23 protein-coding genes and 1 pseudogene are annotated in these 25639 nt (G+C 67.3%); 10 read left to right on the top strand and 14 right to left on the bottom strand.

What is annotated here, in order from left to right:
- Positions 1–16: 16 nt before the first annotated feature.
- Positions 17–1054, bottom strand: a pseudogene (locus tag ACFWUU_RS05605) (acyltransferase family protein); the annotation flags it as partial.
- Positions 1051–2811 (bottom strand): hypothetical protein, encoded by a 1761-nt coding sequence (locus ACFWUU_RS05600; RefSeq protein ID WP_380173000.1) that lies wholly within the window; start codon positions 2809–2811, stop codon positions 1051–1053. The gene ACFWUU_RS05600 and the pseudogene ACFWUU_RS05605, both read right to left, overlap by 4 nt.
- A 111-nt stretch (positions 2812–2922) precedes the next feature.
- On the opposite strand from ACFWUU_RS05600, the gene ACFWUU_RS05595 reads away from it, so the two are divergent.
- Positions 2923–4014 carry a DUF3068 domain-containing protein gene (locus ACFWUU_RS05595; RefSeq protein ID WP_380172998.1) on the top strand — a complete coding sequence of 364 codons (1092 nt, stop codon included), beginning with the start codon at positions 2923–2925 and terminating at the stop codon, positions 4012–4014.
- Between the two features lie 5 nt (positions 4015–4019).
- Here the strand turns inward: ACFWUU_RS05595 and ACFWUU_RS05590 are convergent, their stop codons facing one another.
- Entirely contained in the window at positions 4020–4685 is a 666-nt protein-coding gene (locus tag ACFWUU_RS05590; RefSeq protein ID WP_380172996.1) for a fasciclin domain-containing protein, read from the bottom strand.
- Between the two features lie 144 nt (positions 4686–4829).
- Between ACFWUU_RS05590 and ACFWUU_RS05585 the strand changes: the two genes are divergently transcribed.
- The gene (locus ACFWUU_RS05585) at positions 4830–5696 is read left to right on the top strand and encodes a MerR family transcriptional regulator (protein ID WP_380172994.1); all 867 of its coding nucleotides are present in this window, start codon (positions 4830–4832) and stop codon (positions 5694–5696) included.
- Positions 5697–5710: 14 nt separating this feature from the next.
- Here the strand turns inward: ACFWUU_RS05585 and ACFWUU_RS05580 are convergent, their stop codons facing one another.
- Both ACFWUU_RS05580 and ACFWUU_RS05575 read right to left on the bottom strand, forming a co-directional pair.
- Positions 5711–6139, bottom strand: coding sequence for a class F sortase (locus ACFWUU_RS05580; protein WP_380172992.1), 429 nt, complete (start codon positions 6137–6139; stop codon positions 5711–5713).
- A gap of 209 nt (positions 6140–6348) precedes the next feature.
- Positions 6349–7188: a DUF4397 domain-containing protein gene (locus tag ACFWUU_RS05575; RefSeq protein WP_380172990.1), complete on the bottom strand. Its 840-nt coding sequence runs from the start codon at positions 7186–7188 to the stop codon at positions 6349–6351.
- A 152-nt stretch (positions 7189–7340) separates the two neighbouring features.
- Between ACFWUU_RS05575 and ACFWUU_RS05570 the strand changes: the two genes are divergently transcribed.
- The 3 genes from ACFWUU_RS05570 to ACFWUU_RS05560 all read left to right on the top strand — a co-directional run bounded on the left by ACFWUU_RS05570 (position 7341) and on the right by ACFWUU_RS05560 (position 10427).
- The gene (locus tag ACFWUU_RS05570; protein ID WP_233714596.1) at positions 7341–7919 is read left to right on the top strand and encodes a sigma-70 family RNA polymerase sigma factor; all 579 of its coding nucleotides are present in this window, start codon (positions 7341–7343) and stop codon (positions 7917–7919) included.
- Complete coding sequence (locus ACFWUU_RS05565) at positions 7900–8658, top strand: anti-sigma factor domain-containing protein (RefSeq protein ID WP_380172989.1); 759 nt, start codon at positions 7900–7902, stop codon at positions 8656–8658. Before ACFWUU_RS05570 ends, ACFWUU_RS05565 begins: the two co-directional genes overlap by 20 nt.
- 137 nt (positions 8659–8795) lie before the next feature.
- Positions 8796–10427, top strand: a complete 1632-nt coding sequence (locus ACFWUU_RS05560; protein ID WP_380172987.1) for a cytochrome bc complex cytochrome b subunit — start codon at positions 8796–8798, stop codon at positions 10425–10427.
- 159 nt (positions 10428–10586) lie between these two features.
- Here ACFWUU_RS05560 and ACFWUU_RS05555 read toward each other — a convergent pair whose 3' ends face one another.
- Positions 10587–11243, bottom strand: a complete 657-nt coding sequence (locus ACFWUU_RS05555) for a response regulator (protein WP_380172985.1) — start codon at positions 11241–11243, stop codon at positions 10587–10589.
- Positions 11240–12379: a sensor histidine kinase gene (locus ACFWUU_RS05550; protein WP_380172983.1), complete on the bottom strand. Its 1140-nt coding sequence runs from the start codon at positions 12377–12379 to the stop codon at positions 11240–11242. Before ACFWUU_RS05550 ends, ACFWUU_RS05555 begins: the two co-directional genes overlap by 4 nt.
- Before the next feature lie 123 nt (positions 12380–12502).
- On the opposite strand from ACFWUU_RS05550, the gene ACFWUU_RS05545 reads away from it, so the two are divergent.
- Positions 12503–13018 carry a DUF6326 family protein gene (locus ACFWUU_RS05545; protein WP_380172981.1) on the top strand — a complete coding sequence of 172 codons (516 nt, stop codon included), beginning with the start codon at positions 12503–12505 and terminating at the stop codon, positions 13016–13018.
- Positions 13019–13437: 419 nt separating this feature from the next.
- Complete coding sequence (locus ACFWUU_RS05540) at positions 13438–13815, top strand: hypothetical protein (protein ID WP_380172979.1); 378 nt, start codon at positions 13438–13440, stop codon at positions 13813–13815.
- A gap of 42 nt (positions 13816–13857) precedes the next feature.
- Here the strand turns inward: ACFWUU_RS05540 and ACFWUU_RS05535 are convergent, their stop codons facing one another.
- Positions 13858–14097 carry a hypothetical protein gene (locus ACFWUU_RS05535; RefSeq protein WP_137253485.1) on the bottom strand — a complete coding sequence of 80 codons (240 nt, stop codon included), beginning with the start codon at positions 14095–14097 and terminating at the stop codon, positions 13858–13860.
- A gap of 5 nt (positions 14098–14102) precedes the next feature.
- Entirely contained in the window at positions 14103–14912 is an 810-nt protein-coding gene (locus ACFWUU_RS05530) for an alpha/beta hydrolase (RefSeq protein ID WP_137253486.1), read from the bottom strand.
- 198 nt (positions 14913–15110) lie between these two features.
- Between ACFWUU_RS05530 and ACFWUU_RS05525 the strand changes: the two genes are divergently transcribed.
- Both ACFWUU_RS05525 and ACFWUU_RS05520 read left to right on the top strand, forming a co-directional pair.
- A complete protein-coding gene (locus ACFWUU_RS05525) occupies positions 15111–15452 on the top strand; it encodes a hypothetical protein (RefSeq protein ID WP_380172977.1) in 342 nt (113 codons plus the stop codon).
- Positions 15452–16318 carry an NmrA family NAD(P)-binding protein gene (locus tag ACFWUU_RS05520; protein ID WP_380172975.1) on the top strand — a complete coding sequence of 289 codons (867 nt, stop codon included), beginning with the start codon at positions 15452–15454 and terminating at the stop codon, positions 16316–16318. Before ACFWUU_RS05525 ends, ACFWUU_RS05520 begins: the two co-directional genes overlap by 1 nt.
- Positions 16319–16371: 53 nt before the next feature.
- Here the strand turns inward: ACFWUU_RS05520 and ACFWUU_RS05515 are convergent, their stop codons facing one another.
- From ACFWUU_RS05515 to ACFWUU_RS05495, 5 genes are all read right to left on the bottom strand, one after another.
- Positions 16372–17145 carry an SDR family oxidoreductase gene (locus tag ACFWUU_RS05515; RefSeq protein ID WP_380172973.1) on the bottom strand — a complete coding sequence of 258 codons (774 nt, stop codon included), beginning with the start codon at positions 17143–17145 and terminating at the stop codon, positions 16372–16374.
- Positions 17142–17999, bottom strand: coding sequence for an enoyl-CoA hydratase/isomerase family protein (locus tag ACFWUU_RS05510; protein WP_380172971.1), 858 nt, complete (start codon positions 17997–17999; stop codon positions 17142–17144). The genes ACFWUU_RS05515 and ACFWUU_RS05510 overlap by 4 nt, the downstream gene beginning before the upstream one ends.
- Positions 17992–19341 (bottom strand): dihydrolipoyl dehydrogenase family protein, encoded by a 1350-nt coding sequence (locus tag ACFWUU_RS05505; protein ID WP_380172970.1) that lies wholly within the window; start codon positions 19339–19341, stop codon positions 17992–17994. The genes ACFWUU_RS05510 and ACFWUU_RS05505 overlap by 8 nt, the downstream gene beginning before the upstream one ends.
- Positions 19342–19465: 124 nt before the next feature.
- Complete coding sequence (locus tag ACFWUU_RS05500; protein WP_380172969.1) at positions 19466–19882, bottom strand: VOC family protein; 417 nt, start codon at positions 19880–19882, stop codon at positions 19466–19468.
- Between the two features lies 1 nt (position 19883).
- On the bottom strand, positions 19884–22610 hold the full coding sequence (locus ACFWUU_RS05495) for an AAA family ATPase (protein ID WP_380172968.1): 2727 nt from the start codon (positions 22608–22610) through the stop codon (positions 19884–19886).
- Between the two features lie 227 nt (positions 22611–22837).
- Here ACFWUU_RS05495 and ACFWUU_RS05490 point away from each other — a divergent pair, with 227 nt between their 5' ends.
- Positions 22838–25603 (top strand): ATP-binding protein, encoded by a 2766-nt coding sequence (locus ACFWUU_RS05490; RefSeq protein WP_380172966.1) that lies wholly within the window; start codon positions 22838–22840, stop codon positions 25601–25603.
- Positions 25604–25639 lie beyond the last annotated feature (36 nt).

The following is a 25639-nucleotide window of genomic DNA, read 5'->3' as shown; positions in this document are numbered from 1 at the left end:
CCAGGGCGACAACGACGGAGATGACGAGGGTTGACGCGAAGATCGGGACGAACCGGCCACTGAACAGGGTGTAGCCGGTGAGCTGCTCGATCAGGCTCAGCACGATGAGGTGGTACGCGAAGACGCCGTACGAGATGTTGCCGGCGACATGACCGGCGCGGCTGCCGAGCAGCCGGGCCGAGCGAGTCGTCGGCGTCAGCGCCGGGAACAGCGCACACGCTGCGACGGCTGTGTAGAGCAGGCTCTTCATCAGTGCCTGTGCAGGTGTGGGTGCGGACAGATCGTACGGTCCGGCGATCGGAGTCGTGGCTATCAGCAACAATGCTGCGGCAGCCGTCCAGACCGTCCCGGGGATCTGGGCCAGGGTGTCGAGAGTGGGGGTCGTCAGCTGCCCGCGGGACCGGGCGACCTGCCAGAGTGCGAAGCCCATCCCGACCGCGAACCAACCGAGGTACCCGGGCAACCAGAGTCCTGCCTGTGGGTGGCCGGTGGCGTTCACGCCGGCCATCCACAGCGGACCGAGCACGGCCAGTGCGGTGAGTACGGCGATTCGCCCAGCGACACTGCGGCGCGTCGGACGGCCGCTGCCGGTCAGCAGCTTGGCCAGCGCAGGCAGGAGTAGATAGAACGTGACCTCGGTCGCCAGGCTCCACATCTGCGTGAGGCCGTCGGCGGGCGGGCTGTCGAAGTAGATCTGGGTCAGAGTCGCGTGTTGGAGATAGGTGGCCCAGGTGACTCCGTTGTTGTGCGGAACGAGGAGGGCCGACAGCAGTACGGCGATCCACAGCGCCGGGACGATCCGGAGTGCGCGGTTGCGGAGGTATGGCAGGACGCGTGGCGGCTCGGTGCCGTCGTACCAGGCTGCCACGTGCGGGCGGTAGAGCAGGAACCCGGAGATGGCGAAGAAGATGGCGACACCGACGTCCAGCCGAGCGAGGAGTCCGGCGAGCGGGCCGTTCAGCGACGTACCGGTGTGGAACCCGACGTGTGTCGTGAGCACCGCGAGTGCGCCGATGGCGCGCAGGCCGTCCAGGGCGGCGAACCTGGTCTTCATCGCGGGAGTCCGATCTGAAGGTCCGTGACACACAGGTTGCTTGCCGGATCGGCGGACCGGAGTCGCAGTTCGGTGGCGCCGATCCGCTGCGACGGGCCGAGGTACATCGTGGTGGCGCCGGCCGGCCAGTTCTTGGCAGGCAACGCTGTCACCGCTCCATCGGCGTCGAGTAGCTCGACCGAGACCTCGTTCTCCCGGTTCGAGAAATAGGCGGCCTTGACGAACCACTCCGCGACCGCGACCTCGTTCTGGGTCGGACTCAACTGGATCGTCAACGGCTCGGTGCCGCGGAGCAAGAAATTGCAGAAGGCGTTCGGCACGGCTGGTGCTGCGTTGCGGGACCACACCGCGAACGAGGCCGGCCGGATGTGCCCGGTGTCGTCGACGATGAGTGGTTCGCTGCCCGGCTCCTGCACCCGGAACTGCCGACCGGCCATCTGCAGAACGGGGGACAACCGACGGTCCGACATCAAGGCAGTGCCGATGGGCTGCGGCATCGCGGTGTCCCACAGGTTCACGTTGGTGCCGGTGCGGTCGAGCTCCGCGTCGACAGTCGCGAAGTACGCCTTTGCCGGGTTGTTGCCCCACTGCTGGGCGAAGCCGGCGTCCGAGACGATCGCTCCGGCGGCGAAACCCGTCAGGACCAGCACGGGGACGAAAGCTCGCACCTGCCGGGCCGCGAGTACGACGGCCAACGTCAGTGGGATCGAGAGATCGGACCAATAGTGGTAGTGCACTGTGAGTACGGAGCCGAACGTGGAGAAGCGTCCGTACGACACCAGCACGACCGTGGCCGGTACGTAGACGGCTACTGCGATCCAGAAGAGCAGCGCACGGCGGTCGCGTCGCCACGCGACCGCCCACAACAGCGCGGTGAGTAATCCACCGGCCAACAGCGCCGCGAGCGGTGGCGCGGCGAGGCTGAACGCCTCACCCGTCCGCGCCCAGGTCCACGGTCCTCCGACGATGGCCGACAGGGGTACCTCGAACCCGCGCCCGAGCAGCCCGACCAGGTCGGCAGGCGCTGGTACCTGGCCTCGCGACGGGCTCGCCTGGGTGATGTAGAGGAGTCCGAATGCGAGGACCGCCGCGCCGAGCGCCGCTGCGAACGGCCACGTCCGCCGTAGCCATTGACGGAAAGGTTCATCCCGGAGATACAGCGCCAGCGCCGCGACTGTCAGCAGGATCAGGCCTGACTTCTCCCAGCAGGCAAGGGATATCAGCAGCGACAGGGGGCCATAGGCAACGGCGCGGCGGCGATGGCCGTCGTACCAGTCAATCGTTGCGTGCAGCAACAGTAGGCCGAAGACGTGTGCGGACAGGTTGTTGACGCCGCTGGACAGCGACATGAACGACGGCATGCTGACCGGCAGCAGTGCGTAGAGCGCCGTACCGGGAATCACCCACCAGGTCGGACCCAGGACGCGGATCAGGAGCAGGCCCATCAGCGTGATTGCGAGCGCCTGCATCAGGATCCGCCAGATGACGGTGACGTCGTAATTCAGCGGGGCGACAGTCGCGAAGGCCGCGTAGATGAAGCGAAGGCCGGGGGCGATGTGGTCGTTCACCGGCTCGAGCAACTCGTGCGGCGCGAAGCCACGGCCGCCTTGCACGAGGAAGTCGAGATCGTCGGACAGCCATGAACCGCGTCGCGCCAGCAGGCCGAGGACGGTTGCTTGCAGCACGGCCAGCGTCACCACAATGCCGCGGAGAACCGATGTCTCCGGCGAGTTCGGCACGCGTGAGATCCCCCTCATGGGGCGGGACTATATGCCAGTTCGACGTCCCGCGAATCCGTCGTTGTCGGCGTCTTCTCAAAGCCACTTACTCACTGGTAGGGTCCCGCGAACAGACCGGGAGGGGATGCAGTGGGGACTCGTATTCGTGCGGTGCTGATCGGGCTCGGGGTGTTCTGCGTCGGCGTCGCGGCATTGACGAAGTTCTACGCCTATCCGGCATTGGCGGTCGCACCCGCGGATCAGATCGCGCACACGGTGTCGGACGGTCCGAATGCGACGATCTTCAGCGTCGCGGACCTGAAGGTGAAGAGGAACATAGAACTCGAGGCCCGCCGCACGGTGCGCGGTGACGTGGTCGCGGCCGACAAGATCAGCAAGGCGTTGAACCGCAAGGTCGTCGTGTACGACACCGCCGTGGTGACGGACGACTCGAAGAACTACCAGTTCCCCGACGACGCGTCGAAGACCGCGGAGATGCCACTGAGCTTCGTCCAGGAGCGCGTGGTGCTGGATGCGCGCACCGGTGAGTCGGTCCGGTGGAATCCGTCGGGCAACGACGACAGCGGCGAGTACGTGACAACCACGCTGGAGAAGGCGGACCGGCTCAGGCCCGACCCGAAGAGCGCGCTGTTCAAGGGCCACGAGGGCCTGGTGCTCAAGTTCCCGTTCGGCACGGAGAAGAAGACGTACAACTTCTGGGACACGACGCTGCGGAAGGCGTTCCCGATCCAGTTCAAACGCGAGGACGAGCTGTACGGGCTGAAGGTGTACGTCTTCGAGCAGGAGATCCCGAAGCAGGAGGTCCCTCAGGCCAAGCCGCTGGAGGTTCCCGGCAACCTGGTCGGCGAGCCGGGGAAGGACTCGGTCCTGGCGCAGCGTACGTACAAGAACACCCGGACCCTGTGGATCGAACCGGTCACCGGCGCGATCATCAAGGGCAAGGAACAGCAACTCGCCACCATCGCCTACAACGGTGCCGACAAGCTGACCGCCACGCAGGTCTCGATCGAGTACGACGACGCAACGGTGAAGAAGAACGTCAACGGCGCGACCGAGAACGGCGTGGAGGAGGGCGGCTACCAATCAAAGGCCGGCCAGCTCCACGCCATCGGATTCTGGGTACCGCTTGTGTCTTTGATCGTCGGACTACTACTCCTCGGCGTCGTCGGCTTCGGTTACACGAGATTCGGACGCCGCACGTCAAACAGTGTGAGCGAGTAGCGCCGTCAGATGTCGAGTGGGCGGAGGACCAGGGTGATGCCGTGGGCGATCTGCTTGTTGCCCTTGTTGATGTCGAGGGCACATCGGTTGAGCCGCGGGTTGCGGTCGTTGGGGTCGGCGTCGATCAGCCGGACGATCCGGAAGCGCTTGCTGATTACGTCGACCCTGATCGAACCGCCGGGCAGAGCCGTCTTGAGCGTGGCGCCGTCGGACCTCAGCGCCGTACGGCTGTCGATCGTCGCCCCCGGGATGACGTGGTACAGAAGGACCGCCTCGATCGTGTCGACGCCGAGCACTCCGGCCAGACCGCTGAACAGGGCGCTCTCGGACTTGTACCACTTGCCGGTCAGGTCCTTGGCGAGCAGCCGGAACGCGCGATCGCTGGGCAGGAAGGCCGTCAGCGGGACATTGCCGTTGGCCAGAACCTTGACGGGGCTGTTCGGCTTGGCGGCGAGGACGGCACCCACAGCATTCGTGAGTACGTCGTAGTCGTTCCAGTTGTGGTCGAAGGTGTCACCGTCTGCCGCCAGCACGGTGGCGAGGCTGCGACTGCCCAGTTGGTGATGGGCCGACGCCTGGGTCGTGGTCGCGACTGCGCTCGTGACGACAACTCCGGCTGCGACCAGCGCGGTCGCCAGGGAACGAGTCAGGCGTCGTGAGATTTTGCGCATCGGACAACCTTTCGATGAACACGGCCGCGCCGTCGCGACCGCTGTCACCTACCCTTCCGGTCCGGAGCGCGATACGGATGCAGAAGTTGTGCAGTATCGGTGCAGGATGCGGGCTCGGGAGAGGTTTCGTGTCATCGTAGGAAAATGCCAGATCGTCCGACCGTGCGGGACGCCGGCCACCGGGAGATGGTGTGGCCGGTAGGTCGCGTCGCCGAGATGCTCGGCGTTCCGACTGTCACCATCCGCAGCTGGGAGCGGCGGTACGGCATCGGTCCGTCGCAACGCAGCGCAGGGCAGCACCGTCGATACTCCGCCGCGGACGTTGCCCGACTGCGCCGGATGATCGCGCTGATCGCCAAGGGCGCCTCGGCGGTGGATGCAGCTCGGCTCACCGGACGTTCGAGTGCAGCGTCGTCCGCGCCGGACGATCTGCTCGCCGCTGCCGAGTCCTACCAGGTGGCAGCGATGGCGGAGACACTCGACACCCTGCTCGAGCTGCAGGGGGTCGAGCGAGCCTGGAACGAGGTGGTGACACCTGCGTTCCACGAGCTCGAACGACGATTCGCTGACGTCGGTGATTGCATCGATCTCACCTTCCTGCTCGCTGGGACAGTCGAGGATGCGATCGAGCGGTACGTCGTTGATCGGGGACTCCAGCACAGCGGAAGGCCGTGCCTGTTGGTCCCTTGCCCCGACGAGCGCCATACCTTACCGATGACGGTCCTCCGTGGATCATTGCTCGAACGAGGCGTGCCGGTCATCGCCCTCGAGGCGGGTTTCAACGACGCGGCTGTCCTGGCGGCAGCTGAGCGATCTCAGCCGACAGTCGTCGTGCTGTGGACCACGAGGCGGCGCGGCGGTCAGGCCGCCCTGAGGCGTCGGCTGGAGAGACTCGGACACCACGTGCTGAGAGCCGGGTCTGGCTGGCCCCGACTGGATCGTGATCTGAACGACCTCGACGAAGCCGTCCGGCGAATCGTGGCGGCGTCCCGTCGTACTCAGCACTTGTGATCGCAGCAGTGGGATCACGCGGGTTCCGCGGTGACCACGAGGTTGTCGCGGTAGCCGCCGCCGTTGTGATCGTACGGGCCGCCGCAGGTGATGATTCGTAGCAGCGGGGCGCCGTCGCGGTCGAAGACCTTGTCGAGGGCCAGGCTCGACTTTGCGATGTCCTCGACAGTCCGGACGCGGTAGCTGGTGACCGAGTTGTTGCTCAGGCGAATCACCGCCATGTCCCCGGGGTGGAGTCGCCGCAGCCGCGCCAGCGGGCCAACGCCGTACTGCTTGCTGTCTATGTGACCGCCCAGGACGACTGAACCGCGGTCGTCGGTGGTGCTCGGGCCGAAGCGGTACCAGCCGATCGTCGCGGGATTGGGCGGAAGCGCCATCTGCCCGTCCGGAGCAACCCCGACGGCGACGACCGGGATGTCTATCCCGACGGCGGCGAGCTGCAATCTGACCGGTTGTACGACGTTCGTCGGGTCTGGTGGATCCGCTGGTCGAGCGCGGCTCCCCGCAGTAGATAGGGAAGCTGACTCAGCCGGTGACGGGGTGGCAAGCACCGGCGCAGTCTCCACGTTTCGGTCGCGGGGTGAGCAAGCGGTCAGCGAACCGCCGACCGTGACTGCGGCCATCACGAGGATGGCCGCACCGCGAGTCCGGATCACGACCGGGCACGCGCCCGGATTGCCGTCGCGCCGAAGCCGATCACGCCGAGCCCGGCCAGCCCGAGAACGCCTGTCAGCCACGGGGAGCTGGTCGACGTGTCCTGCGCAGCCGCCTGGCCGCCAGTTCCTCCCGGAATGCCGGACGGGTTGCCGTGCAGACCGGAGATCGTTTGCACGGCGAGCTTGAGGTTCTTGCCCGATGCGCTGCCCCAGGCATAGACGATCGTGTTCGTACCCTCCTTGAGGTTCACATCCGCCGGGCCGATCGCGACGGTCGACGTTCCGGCGAGAACTACGTCGGCCTTGACCGTCCCGGCAGGGAGGTCAGCCTTGACCTCCTTCGGGTTGGTCAGGCCCTCGAACACCGGCTTGCCACCGGCACGGACGTCGACGGCCGGCGCCGCCGCATCGTGGCGAACGGTCAGCCGAGCCTTGCCCGCGGCGAGCTTGGAGACATCGTTGACGTACGGCGTCAGCACCGGCTTGCCGGCCGCTGAGAGGTGGGCCACGACGGTGATGTTCGCGCCGCCGGGGACGTTGACGTCGTTCGCCTGGATGAGTGCCGCGCCCTTCGCGCCGGCACCGGCCTTGGTCACCTTCAGGTCGTACGCACCTGCCGGCAGCTGAACCGGGTCGGTGAGGGTACCGGGCTTGAAGTTGGTGAGGAGCGCCTTGCCATTGGCGTAGACATCGACGGTTGCACCGGGAACCGCATGCAGCACCGACACCGTGGCCGTGGCTGTCGGTTGGGCCTGAGCGCTTGCAGCCACAGCCGCTGGGGCGCCGGCAACCACGAGGCCGGCGGCGAGCAGGGCAATGACTCGACGGACGGACATGAGGGGTCCTCCTAGGGATCGGACTACTTGTCCCTTCTTCCGCCGGTGCCGGCCGCTCGGATGCGGCAATCAATGCAAAAGTTGTGCAAGGTCGAGCTTGCACAAGTTCCGCATCGAAATCTGCGTCCGCTGGATTGGGTAGAGTTCGAGGGGTGACCAGTACCGAGGCCGGCTTGCCGTCGCCGGCCGAGATCGCGAAGAGCTTCGCGGAGGGCCGCGAGGAGAGTCTCGCGCACGCCTATCGGCGCTGGTCCGGCCTTGTGTTCACGCTGGCGCTGAGATCGCTGGGGGATCGAGCCGACGCCGAGGATGTGACCCAACAGGTCTTTGTGTCCGCGTGGCGAGGCCGGGCGACGTTCGACCCGGCCAGCGGGCAACTCGGCTCGTGGCTGACCGGGATCACCAGGCACCGGATCGCCGATCGGCTGGCCGCACGCGGCCGCGAGCATCGCAGCGTCGAGGCCGCCGCCGGACTCGCTCAAGCGCCTGCGGCGACGGAGCGGCTGGACGAACACACTGTCGACCGGGTCGTGCTGGCCGACGAACTGGCGAAACTCGAGGATCCCAGACGAACGATCCTGCACCTCGCCTTCTACGAAGATCAGACATATCCGGAGATCGCTGAGCAGCTGGCTCTGCCGTTAGGCACGGTGAAGAGCCACGTACGCCGAGGCCTCCTGCATCTGCGGGACCGACTCAAGGAGGTGAAAGGTGACGACGCATCTCGATGACGAGCTGCTGGCCCAATGGGCCCTGGACGGCGACGAACCCGACCCAGCTGACGCCGATCACCTCCAGCACTGCGCACAATGCCGTGACAGCCTGAACGAACTGCGGGCCGTCGCGGCGGCGAGGGGCCAGCTCCCTCGGCTGGAGCTCCCGCCGGATGATGTATGGCTACGGGTCAGCGCCGAAGTCGATCTTGAGTCCCGTCCGACCGCTACCGCGCCGCAGCCCGCCGTACCCGCAGATCAGGCGAGCTCGAACCACCGCGCCGACGGGCCTGGTGCCATCACCCGACTCAGGCAGAAGCCGGCCAAGAGGCGCTGGCGGGGCTTTGCCGTCGCCGCGAGCGTCGGGGTCGCTGCCGGTGTGATCGGCACGTTGCTGGTCACCTCCGATGACAACACGCCGCCTCCTGCTGAGGCGGTTATCCAGCTCCAACCACTCGCAGGCAAGTCGGGCGACGGGAGTGCCGACCTGATTCGCGACAACGCGGGCAACCAACTGAAGGTCGCCGCATCAGGTCTCGCCAACACTCCAGGCTTCTACGAGGTCTGGCTGATCAACCTCGACGGCAAGCGCATGGTCTCGCTCGGCGTACTCAACCCGCAAACAGGTGGGACGTTCCAGATTCCGCCCGATGTCACCGCGCAGGGATATCGGATCGTCGATGTCTCGCTGGAGCCGGACGACGGCAACCCCGAACACTCGCACAACAGCATCATCCGGGGAACGCTCCCAAGCTGACGCGATCGGTGCCATAGATGTCTTCTGCCGTCGGCCGGTGCGTGGATGCAGTGACATATCGAACAGGTCGCTAGCTTGCCGCCTGCAACGGCGTCGTGCATCACTTGTGCATAAGTCCTCGAAGAGGCGGTTGACGTATGGCACAAGAGAATTTCCCGCCGCCGGTCAAGTGGTTCGACGACCGGCTCGGCATCGGCAAGATCGGTAAGAACAACCTGCGGAAGGTCTTCCCGGACCATTGGTCCTTCATGCTCGGCGAGATCGCGCTCTACAGCTTCATCATCCTGATCCTGACCGGCATCTTCCTGACCTTCTGGTTCAGGCCGTCGATGGCCGAGGTCGAGTACCAAGGCTCGTACAGCCTGCTCAAGGGACTGCACATGTCAGAGGCCTACGAGTCCGCGGTGAACATCTCGTTCGACGTTCGCGGTGGTCTGCTGATGCGGCAGATCCACCATTGGGCCGCGGTCCTCTTCACGGCCGCGATGAGCATCCACCTGCTTCGCATCTTCTTCACCGGCGCGTTCCGCAAGCCGCGCGAGCTGAACTGGTTGATCGGCATCGCCATGCTGTTCCTGGGCATCATCGAGGGCTTCATCGGTTACGGCCTGCCGGACGACCTGCTGTCCGGCACCGGTCTACGGATCACCCAAGGTCTCGTGCTCGCCGCTCCGGTTGTCGGCACGTATCTTGCGTTCTTCATCTTCGGCGGCCAGTTCCCCGGAGACGACTTCGTCTCCAGGTTCTACACGGTGCATGTGTTGCTGATCCCCGGAATACTGCTGGCCTTGATCACGGTCCACCTGTTCCTGGTCGTGTACCACAAGCACACGCAGTACCCGGGTCCGGGCCGGACTGAGAAGAACGTAGTCGGCTACCCGTTGATGCCGGTCTACATGGCCAAGGCCGGCGGCTTCTTCTTCGTGGTGTTCGGCGTCACCGCGCTGATGGGTGCGCTCTTCCAGATCAATCCCGTGTGGTTGTACGGGCCGTACAACCCGGCTGAGGTGACGGCGGGCTCGCAGCCGGACTGGTACATGGGCTGGCTGGACGGCGCCGTACGGCTGATGCCTGGCTTCGAGTCACATTTCTGGGGCATCTCGATCAGCTGGAACATCTTCCTGCCCGCACTCGTGGTCCCACCGCTGTTCATCGGTTTCGTTGCCTTGTACCCGTTTATCGAGGCGTGGATCACCGGGGACAAACGCGAGCATCATCTGCTGGACCGGCCGCGCAACGTCCCGACCCGGACCGGTATCGGCGCCGGCATGATCACCTTCTACGGCGTGCTCTGGCTCAACAGCGGCAACGACTTGATCGCTACTCACTTCCACTCCTCGATCAACACCATCACCTGGGTCTGCCGGGTCTTGATCGTGGTCGGCCCGGTTCTTGCCTTCTGGATCAGTCGGCGGGTCGCGATCGCCCTGCAACGTGCCGACAGGGAGCGCCTCCTGCACGGACGGGAGAGTGGGATCATCGTCCGTTCACCGGAAGGTGCGTACGCCGAGAAACATCTACCGATCTCGGTGTACGAGTCCTACCTGCTGACGGCGAGGGATCGCGACACGGTTCTGGAGGTTCCGCCCACCACGGACGAGAACGGCGTTGCCCGGCCGCATCGCAGGCGGGATCGTCTCCGAGCAGCACTTTCGCGGTTCTACTTCGCCGACGCAGTCCAAAACCCAACCCGCGCCGAACTCACCGCAGCGGACCATGACTCCGGGTCAGCCTCCGCGAGGCGACGGTCGGTGAACGCCAATGACTGAAGGGCCGATGCATCCGCGGCGATGACGGCGTCGGGTGCCGCTCGGCGCGAACCTGCGCCGACGCACGATCCCCGCCAAGTGCCAGATGCGTGACGGCGGCTCTGGACTCGTTCGGGATGCTACGGAACCCCCACGGGCCTACGGTGCGATCTGTATCCGCTAATCGGCTCTCACGCGTCTGGTGTCGTGGGCCCACATCGCGATCTCCACGCGGTTGCGTGCGCCGAGCTTGGTCATCAACGATGCGACGTGGGTCTTGACCGTGCTCAGGCCGACGAAGAGTTCAGTGGCGATCTCGGCGTTGGTGCGGCCGCGTGCCACCAGCACGAGCACCTCCTCCTCGCGTTCGGTGAGCGGGTCGACGGGCTGGACGGGTACCACCGGCGCCTGGTCGGCGAAGGTCGCCAGCAGCCGGCGGGTGACGTTGGGGGCGATCAGCGCGTCCCCGTTGGCCGCCGCGTGGATGGCCTGCACGAGGAGCTCCGGACCGGCGTCTTTGAGCAGGAAGCCGCGGGCGCCGGCGCGGAGGGCGCCGAGGACGTACTCATCGAGGTCGAAGGTTGTGATCACGACGACCGCCATCGGATCCGTCACGTCCGGCCCGGCCAGGCGCCGGGTCACCTCGACGCCGTCGAGCCCGGGCATCCGGATGTCGACGAGGAGGACATCGGGACGCAGCCGGGTCGCCAGGTCGAGCGCTGCGAGCCCGTCTGCTGCCTCCCCGACGACCTCGATGCCGGGTTGCGCGCCGAGGATCATCACCAACCCGGTCCGGACCAGGTCCTGGTCGTCGGCTACGACAACACGGATGCTCATCCCAATGCCTCCACCGGCAGCACGGCCTCGACCACCCAGCCACCTCCGGGCCCCGGGCCCGCGGACAGCGATCCGCCGAGGAGCTGGGCGCGTTCGGCCATGCCCAGCAGGCCGAATCCGGGCCCAGGGGCCGTCCCCGGCTCGGTCCGGCCATCGTCGCTGACACGCAGCCTGACGGCGTCGCCCTCCCGGCGTACGTCGATCCCGACGCGGGTCGCGCTCCGGGCATGCCGTACGGCGTTGGTCAGCGACTCCTGCGCGAGTCGGTAGAGCGCGGCGTCCACGGGTCGTGCCAGCCGGGTCAACGAACCGTCCAACGAGACCTCGACGGTTGGCGTCGCGTCGGCGCGCGCCAGCGCAGGCAGATCCGCGACACCCAGCTGCGGTGAGTAGGCGACGGCTTCTTCCTCACGCAGTACCCGCACCATGGATCTCATCTCGGCCAGGGTTCGCGACGCTTCACGCTCGATCGCGGCCAGGACCTCGGCAGCCTTGTCAGGCTGGAGGCCGGCGACCACCCGACCGGCCTGCGCCTGCACCGCGATGGCCGAGACGTGGTGGGCCACGGTGTCGTGCAGCTCGCGAGCCAGAGCCACCCGCTCCTGATTGCGGATCTCGCGCCGTTGGCGGCGCCAGAGGTCTGCGCGGTAGCGGAACACCACCGCGAGGGCGACGAACAACAGCAACAGGACGCTCCCGCCGAAGACCTCGGACCAGCCCGCCGAGGCGGCGTACATCCCCAGCAGGACGACGACTGTCACGAACGCCGTCCCCAAGACGATCTCCCGGCCCGAGCCCCAGCGCACCAGGGAGTAGAGCAGGAGCACGACGGCTGTCATGGAATCAAGGCCGAGGTCCCCGGTGTGCACGGTCAGCTGGAGGACCGAGAGCAGCCCGGCAACGCCCCACCCGACCAGGACGGCTACCAGGGGCCGGGCCCGCCGCCAGAGCAGAGCAGGCATCACCGCGAGGGCGAGCACCGTCACAAGGGGCCGCCAAGCCAAGCCCGGCCGAACGATGCCCTCGACCAAGGCGGCGGCCGCGAACACGCCCGCCAGCAGCCAGTCGAGCCGACCGATGGGTGGGGCATCAGCGGGCCCCGGCTCGTGCCAGATGGAGCGCCGGACAGTGACCACGGCTCCAGCCTAGGGCTCGGCCACCCTCGGCGTACCAGCCGAAAGCACTAGAGGGAGACCGTGCCATCGGCCAGGTGAACCCCGGCCTCCGGACCGAGGCGCCCGCCGCCAGGCCAGGCGATCGTGGAACTACCGATCCTCACCACACCAACGGAGTCCATGATGAGAACACCTGCCACCCTGGAAGACCAGCCGGTCCCGGTGCGAGCCAAGCTCGCCGCCGCGTGGACAAGCCTCATGTTCCTGTATGCCTACGTGGACATTCTCAACTTCTACAAGCCCGGCATCGTCGAAGACATCCTCGCCGGCAGGGTCTTCAAGTTCGACACCTCCCAGACCTTCACGACCACGTCGCTGGCCCTGATGGCCGTCCCGATCTTCATGGTCGTGGGGTCGATGACGCTGCCAGTCCGGGCGAGCCGCAGCACGAACCTGATCGTGGCTTCGCTCTACATCCCCGTCACGGCATTCAACGTTGCGGGCGGGTCCTGGCTGTTCTTCTACGGCCTCGGCGTCGCACTGGAACTGATCCTTCTCGCCGTCATCCTGCGCTACGCCTGGACCTGGCCCCGCACCGCACCGTCGGTGACCACCGCGACCAGCCCGGACCGTGAAACCGCCCGCGCCCAGCAAGCGTGAACCACGAGCAGACCCGGTCCTGTCCGGAGCCATCTGCCTCGGTGCCGCCGTGTGGGCCTCCTGGCGGTGGGACACCAACTACCACTGGGACGTCGCCTAGGGGCCTTCCAAGGCCCCTACCGGCAGGTCATCGATGCGCAACGGGCCCACCGCGTCGTCGACGCGGCGGGCCCAAGCGCGTCAACGTCGTCCGCGGCTGAGGCGATCATTGAGGGGGTTGAGGCTGCGGAGCCTGATGGGCGTTGGGCGATGACGGCGTTCAGTCGATATCGGTTGTGTGAGTTGCTGGAGATCGTGCCGTACGTCCGGTACGACGGTGATCTTGATGCCGATCTCATGGTGGCACCGGCAGCGAGTGGCTCATGATGTGTAGAACCGCCCCACAATGTGGTGATCGGGCCGTGGAAGGATTTGGTGCGATGGCGGACACAGATTGCACCTCGACGCTGTGCGTCAACTTCAACGTGGCCGCGGTTTCACATGCGCAGGTCATGGGGGTCATGGCGGGGTTCGTCGTTGCCGCCATCGCGGTCGTGCTGGAGCGTCCGCGCGCGCCGACCGGCGACGGCCAGCAGGCAGTTCACGACGGCATCCAGGCGTTGTTCGTTGCCCTCGTCGCTTTTATCGTCGCGGCGTTCCTCTACGGGATCGCGGGCGGGGTGGAGGCAAGCCCGCAGCGAGCCGCTGCGATGATTCTGGCGGCTGCGCTGCCTGCGGCGGCGGGTACGAACCGATCTGGAAGTACAACTACAAGGTCCTGGCCAAGGACCTCACCGCTCACCTCACCTACGGTCTGACCACCGCAGCGGCGTACAAGATCTTCCGCCGGGCGTAAGTGTTCAACGTGGGTTTGCGCTTTCGGTCCATTGCTGGAAGAGGTCGGTCCGGGCTTCGGGCCAGGCGGCGTCGCAGGGCATGGTGCCGGCCCGGAGGCGCGCGAGGATGCGGTCGGAGTGCCGGCTGACGTCGTCGTACGACCACAGATCGAAGTACCGGAGCATTGCCTGGCGGTCCTTCTCGCGGAACAGCGGCTTGATGTCGCTCTCGAAGCCAGGCGGCTCGGTGCGGTTGTCGGCCATGACTGTCACTTGGTCGCGGTCGGCCAGCCGGCCTGGTTGACCGCCCAGGTCAGGGCGTAGTCGGCGACTTCCTCCCAGCCCTCGTGCGCGGGCATGAGGTGCGGCATGCCCGGGTACTCCTTGATCTCGGTGACGGTCTTCGGCGACTTGTAGTGCTTGGCGTTGGATCGCTGGATGCTGGGCGGCATGAGGTGATCGTCGCTGCCAGAGATGAACAGCAGCGGCGGCCGGTTGTCGTTGTGGTAGTCGACATGGACGTCCTGAGGGCCGGGTTCGAAGTTCGCCAGCAGGCTGTTCCAGAAGATCCGGCCGGACGCCGGTACGTGGTACCGGTGGTACAGCTCCAGTGACTCTTCGTCGCTGAAGGTGTTGGCGAACGTGTACTTCCACTGCTCGGGTGTCAGACCGACAGCCTTGTGCCGGTTCGCCGGATTCTTCAGAACCGGGAACGACGCCCTGACCTGGGACAGCGGGGTGACGCGCACGCCCTCGGTCGGTGCCGAGTTCACCGCCACGCCCGCGACGCCGTACCCGTGGTCCAGCAATACCTGGGTGAAAGCGCCGCCCGCGGAGTGTCCGATGATGATCGGCGGCTCATCGAGGCCGCCGACGACCGATTCCAGGTGAGAGATGATCGCCGGCGCCGTCAACTGCTCGATCGGCGCCGGGTCGGCATTGAGCGCCTCGACCTCGACCTCCAGCCCCGGGTAGGCGGGCGCGACGACGTTGTAGCCGGCCTGCTGATAGCGCTCGATCCAGTGCTCCCAACTGCGCGGAGTAACCCAGAACCCGTGGACGAGAACGATGGTCTTCATGGCGCGAGATCCTTTCGGCGACCAGGTGATCTGCCCTACAACAAGAAGACCGAGCCAGCCGGCATTCTGTGACAGAGGTGGTAGGCGCTGTCGCACCGGTTCCCTCCTAGGGCGTGGCCACTGCCGCCAGGCGCGGGGTCTGATGGTCCGGTGGTTTCTACTGGTGCGATGGCTTGGCTGGCGAGCGAGCCTGATGCCATGACCAATATCAGTAGTGGTTCGATTCTGGACGGGGCCGTGCAGGGCGCGGATGCGGTCCGCGCCGTCATCGGCGGGGCTCGCCAGTTGTACGACCGTCAGGACTTCAATTTCGTCGGCCCGTGGGGTGACAACAGCTTCATCGAGGACTACACGGCGGAGGTCCGCGGTACGCCGATCGGGGCTGTTCATCTGATCGAGTTCAACGCGGACGGGGAAGCTCAGCACATCATCGTCAACTACCGGCCGCTCAGCGCGTTGACGTTCTTCTCCCGCCTGCTGCACGAGAAGTTCGCGGGAACGCCGTACGCCGAGCATTATCTTGCCGTTGAGGAAGCCTGATGACTGTCGCAGTGATCGGTGCCACCGGTCACGTCGGCAGCGAGATCGTCCGCGGCCTGCTCAAGCGCGGCGAGGCGGTCGACGCGCTGGTTCGCGACGCCAACGGGGCCCGTCGAATGTTCGGCGAGCCCGACGGTCTAAAGATCCGCTCCACGCAGCTGGACGACCCCAGTGACGTCACCGAGGCGCTGAAGGGGATCCGCACGGTATTCATCGCGATGGGATCAGTTGGGATCCAGGGAGTTCTGCAGCGAATCGCGATCAGCGTCGCCTCCACGATCTCCTCGATCGAGCAGGTCACCCGCCTCTCGGTGCTCAATGCCTCGGCGAACTCGCTGGGCATCAACCAGCGAGCCCACGACAGCATCGACCGCTTCGCTTCCGCGCTCGCAGTGCCGTACTCGACGATCCGTCCCGCGATCTTCCAGCTGTCGCTGCTCGCCGCGGGGCACCAGGTGCGCGCCTCGCGCACCTGGACCGGCCTCGCCGACAGCGGCCGGGTCGCCTTGATCGATCATCGCGACGTGGCCGAGGCCGGACTGCGCGTGCTCACCGAGCCCGCGTTGTGGGGCCAACACCATGACCTGACAGGACCCGTCCCCGTGTCATTGCCGGAGGCGCTCGAACTGCTGTCGGCCGAGCTCGGCGAGACGGTCACCTTCCGAACCGCAGCCGTGCCGGACTTCCTCGAGCGACTCATCAATGGCGGGGTGCCGGCCGGAGAAGCCGAACTGCTCATCGCGCGGGAGTGGGCGATCCTGGCCGGTGAGAACGACTACACGACCGACTCCTTCCAGCAGATCACCGGCCGTTCCCCTCGCCGCCTGGAGGATTTCCTCCACGAGCACCGGGCAGAGTTCGCTTGATGTCTGCTCGGCACGTCCGCGACCTCTCGCCTTCGTCTCCCAGAAGTCGATGATCAGACGGCGCCGGACTTGGCGAGCTGAGCAGTGCGGTCGGACCGCAGCATGGCGATATAGCTGTCGTAGTCACGCGCCTTGACCGCGAACCTCTCCAGCACCCATGGGTGCGTCGAGATCATGAAGTGCTCCTCGTCGAGACCCTTCACGACGATGTCGGCGAGCTGATCCGTGGTGATCGCGCCCTTTCCTTCCGGGGTGTCCTCCTTGCCCGCGAGGATCGGCGTGCGCACGGCCGCCGGACACAGCACGCTGACGCCGATGCCCTGATCGATGTACGTCGCGGCCAGCCACTCGCTGAAGCCGATCGCCGCATGCTTCGTGACCGTGTACGACACGGTGTCGAAGATGACCAGCAGGCCCGCCGCGGATGCAACGTTCAGCAGGTAGCCGCTGCCTTGCGCCAGCATGTGCGGGATCGCGTACTTGGCCGCGAAGATCTCCGACATCAGATTGACGCCGATGATCTTCTGCCACTGTTCGGTGGTCGTCTCGATCCCGCCGTCGATCGCGATGCCGGCGTTCGAGACGAACAGGTCGATCCGCCCGAACCGCTCGACGGTGGCCGCGACCAGTCGCGCGATGTCCTCCTCGCGACCGACATCAGCTGCGACCGGGAGCGCGCCGATCGGCTCGGCATGCTTCTCGCACGAGTCCTGATCGAGATCGGACAGTACGACGTGCGCGCCGTCCTGAGCGAATCGGGTGCACAGGGCCAGGCCGATGCCACCGGCCCCGCCGGTGACGACTACTACCTTGTCCTTGACGTTCATCGTTCGTCCTCCTTGTCCTGCTGGTAGTTGAGTTCGGCGAGAATCGAGCCGAGGGCAAGCTCGCCGTCGGGCGTTTGCAGACCGCGTTCGAAAGCGGTTCGGGTACGGCGTTGTGACTCGGCGCTGCCGACGTGGGATCCGAAGAGGTCCGAGTCGAGTTGGAAGTCCTCGACGGGAGCGAGCGAGATCGCATTCACCCGGTCCTTGATCGCAGTGAGCCCGGCGAGTGGAAATGTCCCGATCCGTCGAGCGAGGGTCTCCACGAAGTCGCCGAGCTCGTTGGCCGGCAGGGCACGGTTGATCCAGCCGTACCGTTCGGCGAGCCCGGCGTCGAAGTCATCCCCGCTCAGCAGTACTTCGAGCGCACGCGCCCGTCCCATGACCCGAACGAGATACTCGACGCCGCCACCGCCGGGGACAAGACCGAATGCCGCCTCGATCTGCGCGAAGATCGCCGTCTCCCGCGCGGCGAACCGCAGATCGCAGGCCAGGACGAACTCGCTGCCGGCGCCGCGGACCCGGCCCTCTATCTGAGCGATGGTGACCAGGCGGCTCGCGCTCAGATACCGGAAGAGCAAGGCGATCGACGGTACGCCGGTCAGCTTGGCCGCCTCGGCTCGGTATTCCGCGACCTTGTGCAGATCGACGTGTGAGATGAAGTACTGCGGATCGGCGCTCCTGAACACGAGCACCTTGACGTCGTGCTCGGCCTCCGCGCGCTGGATCAGCGAAACGAGATCACGAACCAGTTCCGGGCCGAGCAGATTCATGGGCGGAGCCCCGATCTCGACGACCAGCACCGCACCCTCGGCTCGGACATTGAGGGTCTCGAAGGGCCACGCCGGGCTATTCACGCTCGTGCACCCCGGAGTCCAGCGATCCGAGAAGGGACTTCAGCGCCTCGACATAGATCTCCGAGAACGTCGGAAAGGGCTGGATGACATCTCGGAGCACCTCGAGCGGGATCTTGGCGCGGATTGCCAGCGTGGCCTGCTGAAGCCATTCGCCGGCCTCCGGACCGAGGGCGTAGGCACCGGTCAGGCGTCGACCGTCGCTCAGGAGCGTCAGAAAACCGTTCGAGTCCGCGTAAGCCCGGGTGTAGGTCGCCAGCTTGGCGATGTCCGCCAGTCGCGCGGTGCCTCGGTACGGCGCTTCCGTTGCGCCGACGGCGGCGGCCTGCGGGTCCGTGTAGACGACCCGTGGTACGGCGTCGTAATTCGCCTCCCGCGGCTCACCGAGGACGTTCGCCGCAACCACCTCGGCCTGGTACTTGCCCACGTGGGTCAAGGGCCACAGCCCGGTGACGTCGCCGACCGCCCAGAGACGGTCGCCGGCCCGCTGCCGGCTGTCGACCCGGACGCCGCGCCGATCGATGGTCGCCCCAACGGTCTCGAGTCCGATGTCCTCCACCCTTGGGCGTCGGCCGGTGGCTACCAGCAGCTTGTCTCCGGAGAGCTCGCGTCCGTCTGCGAGGACGACCACGTAGTCGCTGTCGGCCCGTCGTACAGCTGTCACCTCGGATCCTGTGAACACCTCGATCCCGTCCCGGCGGAGGGCATCGGCCAGCGCCTCGCCGAGCGGTGCCGGCTCGCGGTCGAGGAGGTGCGGTGCGCGTTCCACCAGCGTCACCTTGCCGCCGAAGCGCCGTACGACCTGACCGAGCTCGACCCCGACGGCGCCGCCGCCCAGGATGATCAGGTGCTGGGGGACAGCCTTCATGGCGGTCGCGTCCCGGCTGGTCCAGACGCCGTCCAGCTCCCGCAGTCCGGGGATCGGCGGGATGATCGGCTCGGAGCCGGTTGCCAGTACGACGTGTTTCGCGGTGTGCCGCTCGCCGTCGACCTCGACGACTCCTGCGCCGGCGAGGCGGCCGGTCCCGCGCAGGAGAGTGATGGCGTTCTTCTCGAGCCACTCCTCCTGACCTGCGTCGGAGTAGTCCGACACCATGAAGTCACGCCAGGCCAGCGCAGCCTCGACATCGACTTCGGCGTCGGCCAGAGCGTCTCTAGCACCCTGTACTGCCTCCCCGGGACGGAGCAGTGTCTTCGACGGGACGCAGGCCCAATAGGAGCACTCGCCACCGACCAGTTCACGCTCCACCACCGCGACGCGCAGACCGCCTGCGGCCAAGGCTCCCGCACAGTGCTCACCCGGCGAGCCACCGCCCAGGACGATCACGTCGTACTCGTCCGTCATCGTGCTCTCCTTCCGACTGCTGGGTCGCATCCCACGCTGCCCCTGCCACGGCGCGTTCGCACCAGTAGTTATCCCTGGTCACGAGGGCTGCCCGGGTTGTCGAAGATGATCGTGATCTTGGTGGTCATGATGGCCAACCTCCAGTCTGTGTGGGTTCTGGCGTAGCGCGACCAGGGGCGAAGAGCTCGATCGCGATGTTGTCCGGATCCTTGAGGTTGAGATGGGAGCCGAACGGGCTGGTCTCGATCGGCGAGCAGGTCACGCCGGCCGCCAGCAGGCTTGTTTCCCAGGCTTCGAGCTCGGCGCGGGACGAGACCTGTAACGCCACGTGGTCCAGGCCGACCCGGGCAGGGTCGAAGGTCGTACCAACGATCTCGGGGTGGTCGCAGAACGCGATCATCACCGGGCCCCGGGCGACGATGACGAGGTGCTCTCCGGCGAACACGGTCTCGGTTCCGAGCACGCTGTTGTAGAACTCCGCGCTGCGCTCCGCATCCGGCACTGTCAACGACACGTGCGAGAACGCGTCCAGGCCCGGCATGTCAGCCCACACCCGCGAGGGCGGTGCGCAGCTGGCGACGAGAGCTGATGCCGAGCTTGGAGAACGTCTTACGCAGGTGCCACTCCACCGTCCGGGGGCTGATGAACAGCTGCGCTCCGATCTCGGAGTTCGTCAGGCCGCTGCGGGCCATCTCGGCGATCTGTGCCTCCTGAGCCGTGAGGTCGTTGTTGGTGTCCGGCCGGCGTTTGCGGACGGTCTCACCGGTCGCGAGCAACTCGTGCCGCGCGCGATCTGCGAACGCCTGGAGTCCCATCTGCATCAGAGCCTCGTGAGCTGTACGCAGGTGGGTACGTGCCTCGCCCCGTCGGCCTTGGCGACGCAGCCACTCGCCGTACAGCAGCTCTGAACGGGCGAGCTCGATCCGCAGCTCGGTACGGCTCAGGTGGTCGATCGACTCCTGGTACGACGCTTCGTCACCGGTGAGCAGCGCGCGAACTCTTGCCTCGAGGCCCCGACCCCAGTCGGTCGGCGTGGCCGCCACCCGCTCGCTCAACCACGTCAGGCTGGTCTCGACGAGCTTCGAGTCGCCGGTTCGGGATGCGGCTTCGGCGAGCTCTCCGACGACGAGTACGCCGTACCCGACGATGTCCTGCTCGAACACTCGCCGGGCAGCGTCACACGCTTTCTCGTAGCGGCCGAGCCCGTTGTGCAGCACAGCGTCGGCGTACGTCGCGAACGCGGCCATCCGGCCCTGGCTGCTGTCGGCGGACTCTCGGATTGTCGTGGTGATCAGCCGGCGAGCTGTCGCTTCCTCGCCCCGGAGTGCATCCAGAAGCATCCGCCCGACGCCGACCTCGCGGTTCCCGGTTGCCGCGGCGAGCTGGTGTTCCTCCTCAACCAGGCGCGCGGCGGCGTCAAGATCGCCGGTCATGCACAGAAGGTTGGACCGGAAGTTGAGCGCGAACTGAAGCTGGACGAGGGCGCCGGTGCTGCGCGCGATCCGTTCCTGGCGCGCCGCGAGCTCCAGCGCGGTGCCGAGATCCCAGACCTCGATGGCGATGGTGCCGCTGACCCGGTTGCCGGCGAGCCAGAGCCAGCTGCCGACATCCTCTGTGGCGATCTCTCTCGTGCGCGCCCTCCCGAGGGCCTCGATCAGACTCGGCGCCGCCGCCGGATAGCCGCGGGTGAAGCGCAGCGCCAGGGCCTGCAGCAGACGGTCCGGCAGGGGGTCGGAGTCAGCGGGTCGTGGTGCCGCCGCGGCCGCGTCGGAGAGGATCCCGGGTGCGTCTGGTCCACTGGCCCAAATTGCGGCCGACATCGCTTCGAGGTAGGCCATCCGGGCACGGGCGGGATCGTGCGGGTCGAGTCGCCGGGCTGCGTCGAGCAGTGTGCTGGCAGCCTCGCGGGCTCGGCCCTGGTCGAACGCGATCTCACCCCGCAGCTGCGCGACCTCAGCGCTGCGCAACGGATCTGTGGGGCCGCGGTCGGCATCGGACAGCAACTTCAGCGCGGCTTCGAGGGCGCCGGCGCTGCGTTTGGCTCGAGCAGCGGACAGGGCGCGTCCGGCGCGTCTGCCCGGGTCGAGGGTCAGCGTCGACGCACGTTCGAGGAAGGCGCTCGCGGCGAAGAATCCGCCTCGCGCCTGCGCTCGCACCGCCGAACGCTCCAGCTCGGCCGCCACGTCTTCGTCGGGCCGGTCCGTGGCCTGGGCTCGGTGCCAGGCGCGACGGTCCGGATCGGCGTCGGGATCGGTGACGGCGGCCAGCGCTGCGTGTACGGCGTACCGGTCGTGAGGCGTTGCGCGCCGGTAGATCGCCGACCGGACCAGGGGATGACGGAAGCGGACGTGCCGGCCGAGCGTGACCAATCCCGACTGCAGGGCTTCTGCGGCCGGATCGGCACCGAGCTGGAGATACTCGGCTGCCCGCCAGAGCAGGGTCGGATCGCCGAGAGGCTCGGCTGCGGCTATCAGCAGCAGCCGTCGCGTGTCCGCCGGCAGCTCATCGATCTGGCGGACGAAGCAGTCCTCGATCCGGCTGATGAGCGGTCCGGAGCTGAGGCCGTCGGCCAGCTCGGCGGCGGTCCAGGCGCGCGGTAGCTCCAGCAGCGCAAGCGGATTGCCGCGGGTCTCAGCCACGATCCGGTCGCGTACCCGGGGGTCGACCGGCGTCGGCAGCACCGACTCCAGCAAGGCGCGCGCCTCGGTGTCCTCGAGGCCGCGTAGTACGAGCTCCGGGAAGCCGGTGAACTCGTGGTCGATCCCGTCGCGGACCGCGAACAGCATCACGATCGACTCCTGCGCGAGCCGGCGGGCGACGAACGCGAGAATGCGGGCCGACATCCGGTCGAGCCACTGCGCGTCGTCGACGATGCACACCAACGGCTGCTTCGACGCCGCGTCGGAGAGCAGGTTGAGTACTGCGAGGCCGACCAGGAACCGGTCCGACACCGGCGCTGTGACGAGGCCGAACGCGCTGCGGAGCGCTTGCTGCTGCGGTGGCGGCAGTTGGTCGACGCGGTCGGCGAACCGCTGGCAGAGCTGGTGAAGCCCGGCGTACGCCAGCTCCATCTCCGATTCGATCCCGGTGGTCCTAGCGACATCGCAGTCCGGTGCGTCGGCAATCAGCGAATCGAGCAGCGCGGTCTTGCCGACGCCGGCCTCACCGCGCAGGACCAGGGAATCGCTCTGCCCTGATCGCGCCGCCTCGAGCATGTCCTCGAGTACGGCTAGTTCTTGTTGCCGGCCCCGCAGTTCGCGATCCTCCATCGGTACCCCGCCGTGGTCCGGGCGTCCGGACCGCCCGGACGCCGCAACCAGCTCAGGCTGGCACCGTCCCGCAGCCCTCCGCAATGGTCCTACGGCGAGACTGTCCACTGGACAGTCCCTGGCTGTTCACTGGTCATATCTGTCGGGCGGACCAGTGACTTTCGCCGGGTCGAACCCGCGCTTGACGGGTCTAAAGTGAGGCTCTTGGGTGGATGTGGGAGCAGCCGATGGAGAGACCCGGACAACGGCGCTCGTTCAGTCGCCCGCATCGCTCGGTGGAGATGCGGGACCGGCAGGCAGAGCGCGAAGTGATAGCGGAGTTTCTGAGGGCGGTCAGGACCGGCGCCGGCCGCGCCTTGGTCGTGCGTGGCGAGCCTGGCGTCGGGAAGAGCGCGTTGCTCGACCATCTCACCGAGAGCGCCTCGGGCTGCCGCGTGGCGCGTGCCGCGGGGGTCGAGTCCGAGATGGAGCTTGCGTACGCCGGACTCCACCAGCTGCTGACCCCGATGCTTCAGCGCGTCGAAGGGCTGCCTGGCCCGCAGCGTGCGGCGCTGCGTACGGCGTTCGGCCTCAGCGACGGAGCGCCACCGGATCGCTTCCTGGTGGGGCTGGCGACGTTGAGCCTGTTGTCGGAGCTGGCCGAGGATCATCCGTTGGTCTGCGTCGTCGACGATGAGCAGTGGCTGGACCGGGCTTCGGCTCAGGTACTCGGCTTCGTGGCGCGGCGCCTCGATGCAGAACCGGTCGGGGTCGCTTTCGCATCGCGTGCGGTCGCCGACGACCTGTCCGGACTGCCTGAGGTGCTGATGCGCGGGCTGGAGGACGCGGACGCCCGTGAGCTGCTCGCCGCCTCGTTGTCCGCGCCACTGGACCAGCAGGTCGCGAACCGCCTCGTCGCCGACTCCGGCGGCAACCCGCTCGCGTTGCTCGAACTGCCGCGCGGTCTGACGCCGGCCGAGCTGGCCGGGGGGTTCGCGCTGCCCAACGCGATGGCATTACCCGGACGTATCGAGGCGAGCTTCCGGCGCCGGCTGGACAGCCTGCCTGAGGAGTGCCGCCGGTTGCTGCTCGTGGCCGCTGCCGAGCCGATCGGCGATCCCGTCCTGGTCTGGCGGGCCGCTGAGCGCCTCGGGCTGCCTTCCGATGCCGCCGTACCGGCGGCCGAAGCCGGGTTACTGGAAGTCGGCGCGCACGTGTGGTTCCGGCATCCACTGGTCAGATCCGCCGCCTACCGCGCGACCTCGGCCTCTGCCCGGCAGGAAGCGCACCGTGCGCTGGCGGATGTGACTGATCCTGTGTCTGATCCGGACCGGCGTGCGTGGCATTTGGCGCACGCTGCGTCCGGCCCGGACGAGAGCGTGGCGGCCGAGCTGGAGCGGTCGGCCGAGCGGGCACAGGCGCGTGGTGGGATGGCAGCGGCCGCAGCCTTCTTGCGCCGTGCCGTCGACCTCACGACAGATCCAGCGCTGCGGGCCGAGCGTGCTTTGGCTGCGGCCCAGGCGAGCTTCCAGGCCGGTGCCTTCGATCCGGCACTGAGTCTGCTGGCGGCTGCTGAGGCGGGCACCCTCGACGACTTCCAGCAGGCTCGCGTCGATCTCCTGCGCGGTCACATCGCGTTCGCGTCGGGACGCTTCCAGGACGCGCCACGACTGCTGCGTCGAGCGGCCAGCCGGCTCGAGCAATTCGATCTGCAGCTGACCCGTGAGACCTACCTCAGTGCGTGGGCGGCCGCCGTCGGCGCGGGGCATCTCGCTGAAGAGGGCATCCTGCTCGACATCTGCCGGGCGGTCGGTCAGCTGCCGAAGTCCGGGAGTGATCCACAGCCACTGGAGCTCTTGCTGGACGGGCTCGCATTGCTCATCACCGATGGCCGAGCGGCGTCGGCTCCTGCCCTCCTGAGGGCAGCACGGATGTTCGCGACAGGCGACCGCACCGTCGAGGACATGGTGCGCTGGGGCTGGTTGGCCGCCGCGGTGAGCATCGCGGTCTGGGATGACGACGGCCGGCTCGCGATCGCGGAGCAGACCGTTCAGCTGGTTCGCGACGCCGGTGCGCTCGCGCAGCTGCCGGTGATCCTGACCGTACTCGGCACTGCGGCCCTGCTGAGCGGAGACTTTCCGCGGGCAGCGTCGGCCATCGCCGAGGGGGACACGATCGCGGCCGCGACCGGGAGCATGGTGGCGCCACACATCTCTCTGCGGCTACTCGCGATGCAGGGCAAGGAAGCCGAGGCCTTGGCGATGATCGAGGCGACCATCAAGCAGGCCGGAGAAGACTCGATCACAGCCACCAACGCGTTCTGGGCGGCGGCGATGCTGCACAACGGCTGCGGACGGTACGCCGAGGCCGCCGCGGCCGCACGGCAGGCGACCTCCAACACGTTCGAGCCCTGGATCTCCATCTGGGCACTGCCCGAGCTCATCGAGGCGGCAGTCCGCGGGGGAGACCTCGCGATTGCACGGGAGGCCTTCGAGCGGCTGACCGAGACCACACAGCCGAGCGGAACCGACTGGGCGCTGGGCATTGAGGCACGGTCGCGCGCCCTGTTGAGCGATGCCGAGGAGCTCTATGAGGAAGCGATCGAGCGGCTCGGCCGGACCCAGCTCCGTCCGGAGCTCGCGCGTTCGCAGCTCGTGTACGGCGAGTGGTTGCGGCGGGCGGGTCGGCGTACGGACGCTCGCAGACAGCTGCGTGCGGCGTACGACCAGTTCGAGGCGATCGGCATGGGGGCATTCGCAGAGCGGACGCGCCGGGAATTGGCGGCGACCGGAGAACGGGTCGGCGAGCGCAACGAACCGGCCGTCGGAGACCTCACGGCACAGGAGGCATTGATCGCTCAGTTGGCCCGGGACGGGCTGTCGAACCCCGAGATCGGTGCGCGACTGTTCCTGAGCGCGCGGACCGTCAAGTACCACCTGGCGAAGGTCTTCACCAAGCTGGACATCACCTCCCGCGCACAGCTCGACCGCGCGCTGCCCGGCCCTGGTCAGTAGCCGGTCCGTGGGGCTGCCCTACCGTCAAGCCTGGCT

The organism is Kribbella sp. NPDC058693 (genome assembly GCF_042715335.1).
GTDB classification, from domain to species: Bacteria; Actinomycetota; Actinomycetes; order Propionibacteriales; family Kribbellaceae; genus Kribbella; species Kribbella jiaozuonensis.
This window is presented reverse-complemented; position numbering and strand designations above follow the sequence as displayed.

What these genes read in the sequence shown, in the direction of transcription:
- ACFWUU_RS05560 (WP_380172987.1), top strand. Translation starts at nt 8,796, where the DNA reads ATGGCACAAGAGAATTTCCCGCCGCCGGTCAAGTGGTTCGACGACCGG.
- ACFWUU_RS05540 (WP_380172979.1), top strand. Translation starts at nt 13,438, where the DNA reads ATGGCGGACACAGATTGCACCTCGACGCTGTGCGTCAACTTCAACGTG.
- ACFWUU_RS05495 (WP_380172968.1), bottom strand. Translation starts at nt 22,610, where the DNA reads ATGGAGGATCGCGAACTGCGGGGCCGGCAACAAGAACTAGCCGTACTC.
- ACFWUU_RS05575 (WP_380172990.1), bottom strand. Translation starts at nt 7,188, where the DNA reads ATGTCCGTCCGTCGAGTCATTGCCCTGCTCGCCGCCGGCCTCGTGGTT.
- ACFWUU_RS05515 (WP_380172973.1), bottom strand. Translation starts at nt 17,145, where the DNA reads ATGAACGTCAAGGACAAGGTAGTAGTCGTCACCGGCGGGGCCGGTGGC.
- ACFWUU_RS05535 (WP_137253485.1), bottom strand. Translation starts at nt 14,097, where the DNA reads ATGGCCGACAACCGCACCGAGCCGCCTGGCTTCGAGAGCGACATCAAG.
- ACFWUU_RS05600 (WP_380173000.1), bottom strand. Translation starts at nt 2,811, where the DNA reads ATGAGGGGGATCTCACGCGTGCCGAACTCGCCGGAGACATCGGTTCTC.
- ACFWUU_RS05530 (WP_137253486.1), bottom strand. Translation starts at nt 14,912, where the DNA reads ATGAAGACCATCGTTCTCGTCCACGGGTTCTGGGTTACTCCGCGCAGT.
- ACFWUU_RS05500 (WP_380172969.1), bottom strand. Translation starts at nt 19,882, where the DNA reads ATGCCGGGCCTGGACGCGTTCTCGCACGTGTCGTTGACAGTGCCGGAT.
- ACFWUU_RS05490 (WP_380172966.1), top strand. Translation starts at nt 22,838, where the DNA reads ATGGAGAGACCCGGACAACGGCGCTCGTTCAGTCGCCCGCATCGCTCG.
- ACFWUU_RS05505 (WP_380172970.1), bottom strand. Translation starts at nt 19,341, where the DNA reads ATGACGGACGAGTACGACGTGATCGTCCTGGGCGGTGGCTCGCCGGGT.
- ACFWUU_RS05520 (WP_380172975.1), top strand. Translation starts at nt 15,452, where the DNA reads ATGACTGTCGCAGTGATCGGTGCCACCGGTCACGTCGGCAGCGAGATC.
- ACFWUU_RS05590 (WP_380172996.1), bottom strand. Translation starts at nt 4,685, where the DNA reads ATGCGCAAAATCTCACGACGCCTGACTCGTTCCCTGGCGACCGCGCTG.
- ACFWUU_RS05525 (WP_380172977.1), top strand. Translation starts at nt 15,111, where the DNA reads ATGACCAATATCAGTAGTGGTTCGATTCTGGACGGGGCCGTGCAGGGC.
- ACFWUU_RS05555 (WP_380172985.1), bottom strand. Translation starts at nt 11,243, where the DNA reads ATGAGCATCCGTGTTGTCGTAGCCGACGACCAGGACCTGGTCCGGACC.
- ACFWUU_RS05585 (WP_380172994.1), top strand. Translation starts at nt 4,830, where the DNA reads ATGCCAGATCGTCCGACCGTGCGGGACGCCGGCCACCGGGAGATGGTG.